A 2,726-nucleotide genomic window follows, 5' to 3' on the forward strand; every position below is an offset into this window, starting at 1 on the left:
GCGGCGTTTACTGGAAAACTCACTGTCGGCAAAAGTCAGTTGCTGGCTCATCCGGTTACTCATTCTGGGTTCAGGTTACAACACGATGATCTCACATCTCGGACTTATTCGCACCTTCCTTAAAAAGTAAATACCCATTAATCTACAAATTTCTGTTTTACTGGCTAACAATAGAAGCCAAAAAACATGTTTACTCAGGAATGGGAAACCCCAAGTTAATGAGTCATCAGGTTGAAAATATACCTGTACCAATCCCCTGCCCGGATAATCCGGAAAAATCCCTTGCCATCCAGTCTGAAATCGTTCGGATTCTGGATAAATTTACTGCACTTACCGCTGAGCTTACCGCTGAGCTTACCGCTGAGCTTAACATGCGTAAAAAACAGTACAACTACTATCGCGACCAGTTGTTGAGTTTTAAAGAGGGTGAGGTTAATTGGACAACTTTGGGAAATGAAGAGTTATTTCATATTTGCGCTGGAGGAACCCCCTCAAAATCTAAAGCAGAATACTGGGATAATGGGTCAATTCCATGGTTAAAATCGGAATCATGTAATAATAAACCTGTTTATTTTTCGAAAGATTTTATAAGCGAGCTAGGATTAAAAAAATCCACTGCAAAACTTCTTCCTAAGAATACCACTTTAATCGCACTTGTTGGTGCGACTATATTTAAAACTGCATTTCTTGAGTTTGAAGCAACAACCAATCAAAATATAGCCAGCATAAAGTCCACTAAAGAAAATATTATTGCTGATAAATTCATATTCTATTTCTTGACAAATTTATACAATACGCTTAAATCTGAAATGCGTAACTATGGAATGCTCAATCTGACAAATCTTAGACAGTTCCGAATCCCAATTCCATGCATAGCTGAACAAAAACGAATTGTATCTATTCTTGATAAATTCGACGCCCTGACCAACTCCATCACCGAAGGTCTCCCGCGTGAAATCGAGTTGCGCCAGAAACAATACGAGTATTATCGTGATTTACTGTTCAGTTTCCCGAAACCTGAAACTGTCAGTAATTAATTGACCATTGCTACCGACCGGGCCACCTTAACACCCGGTCAGTATATAGACTATTTTTTACACGCCGGAAGTCGCCCTTAAAGCCCTTCCGGCCCTTGCCAGACGGCACAAAGGATGCGCTATGACTCATCAGACACACACCATTGCTGAATCCAATAATTTTATCGTTCTTGATAAGTACATCAAAGCTGAGCCAACAGGCGACAGCTACCAGAGCGAATCGGACCTGGAACGCGAACTGATACAGGACCTACGGAATCAGGGCTATGAATTTATTTCGGTAAAATCACAGTCAGCGATGCTGGCCAACGTTCGGGAACAGCTTCAGAGCCTCAATGGTGTGGTGTTTAATGACAGCGAGTGGCGGCGTTTCACGGAGCAGTATCTGGACAACCCGAGCGATGGCATTCTGGATAAGACCCGTAAAATCCATATCGACTATATTTGCGACTTTATTTTTGATGACGAGCGACTTGAGAACATCTATTTGATAGATAAAAAGAATCTCATGCGCAATAAGGTGCAGATTATCCAGCAGTTTGAACAGACGGGTTCTCATGCTAACCGTTATGACGTCACGATCCTGGTTAATGGCTTACCACTGGTACAAATCGAACTGAAAAAGCGCGGCGTGGCGATTCGTGAGGCTTTCAACCAGATACATCGTTACAGTAAAGAGAGTTTTAACAGCGAAAACTCCCTGTTTAAGTATCTGCAACTGTTTGTCATTTCTAACGGCACCGATACCCGTTATTTTGCCAACACAACAAAGCGCGATAAAAACAGTTTTGACTTCACCATGAACTGGGCGAAATCAGACAACACGCTGATTAAAGACCTCAAAGATTTTACCGCTACCTTTTTCCAGAAACATACTCTGCTGAATGTTCTGGTGAACTACAGCGTGTTTGACAGTAATCAGACGCTACTGGTGATGCGACCGTACCAGATTGCAGCTACCGAACGAATTTTATGGAAAATCAACAGCTCCTATAAAGCGAAAAACTGGTCTAACCCCGAAAGCGGTGGCTTTATCTGGCACACCACTGGTTCCGGTAAAACACTGACCAGCTTTAAAGCCGCGCGTCTGGCAACAGAACTGGACTTTATTGATAAAGTCTTCTTCGTGGTCGACAGGAAAGACCTCGATTACCAGACCATGAAGGAATATCAGCGTTTTTCGCCAGATAGTGTTAACGGCTCGGAAAATACCGCAGGTCTAAAACGAAATCTGGATAAGGACGATAACAAAATTATCGTCACCACTATTCAGAAACTTAATAACCTGATGAAAGCAGAAAGCGACCTGCCTGTATACAATCAGCAAGTGGTGTTTATATTTGATGAATGTCACCGCAGCCAGTTTGGAGAAGCGCAGAAAAACCTGAAGAAGAAATTCAAACGCTATTATCAGTTTGGTTTTACCGGCACACCTATTTTCCCGGAAAACGCTTTAGGCTCAGAAACGACCGCCAGCGTATTTGGCCGTGAATTGCATTCGTATGTGATTACCGATGCGATTCGTGACGAAAAAGTGCTCAAATTCAAGGTGGACTACAACGATGTGCGGCCACAGTTTAAGTCTTTAGAGACAGAAACTGACGAGAAAAAACTAAGTGCGGCTGAAAATCAGCAGGCGTTTCTTCATCCCATGCGTATTCAGGAAATCACGCAATATATTCTGAATAA

At 42.4% G+C, this 2,726-nt stretch carries 1 protein-coding gene and 1 pseudogene; both read left to right on the forward strand.

What is annotated here, in order from left to right; genetic code table 11:
* Positions 1 to 116 precede the first annotated feature (116 nt).
* A pseudogene (locus K0778_RS25555) lies at positions 117 to 1,037 on the forward strand (restriction endonuclease subunit S); the annotation flags it as partial.
* Positions 1,038 to 1,158: 121 nt separating this feature from the next.
* On the forward strand, positions 1,159 to 2,726 hold a 1,568-nt coding region (locus K0778_RS25560; protein WP_153520329.1), incomplete at its 3' end, for an HsdR family type I site-specific deoxyribonuclease.

This window comes from Escherichia sp. XD33 (genome assembly GCF_019375075.1).
GTDB classification, from domain to species: Bacteria; Pseudomonadota; Gammaproteobacteria; order Enterobacterales; family Enterobacteriaceae; genus Enterobacter; species Enterobacter flexneri_A.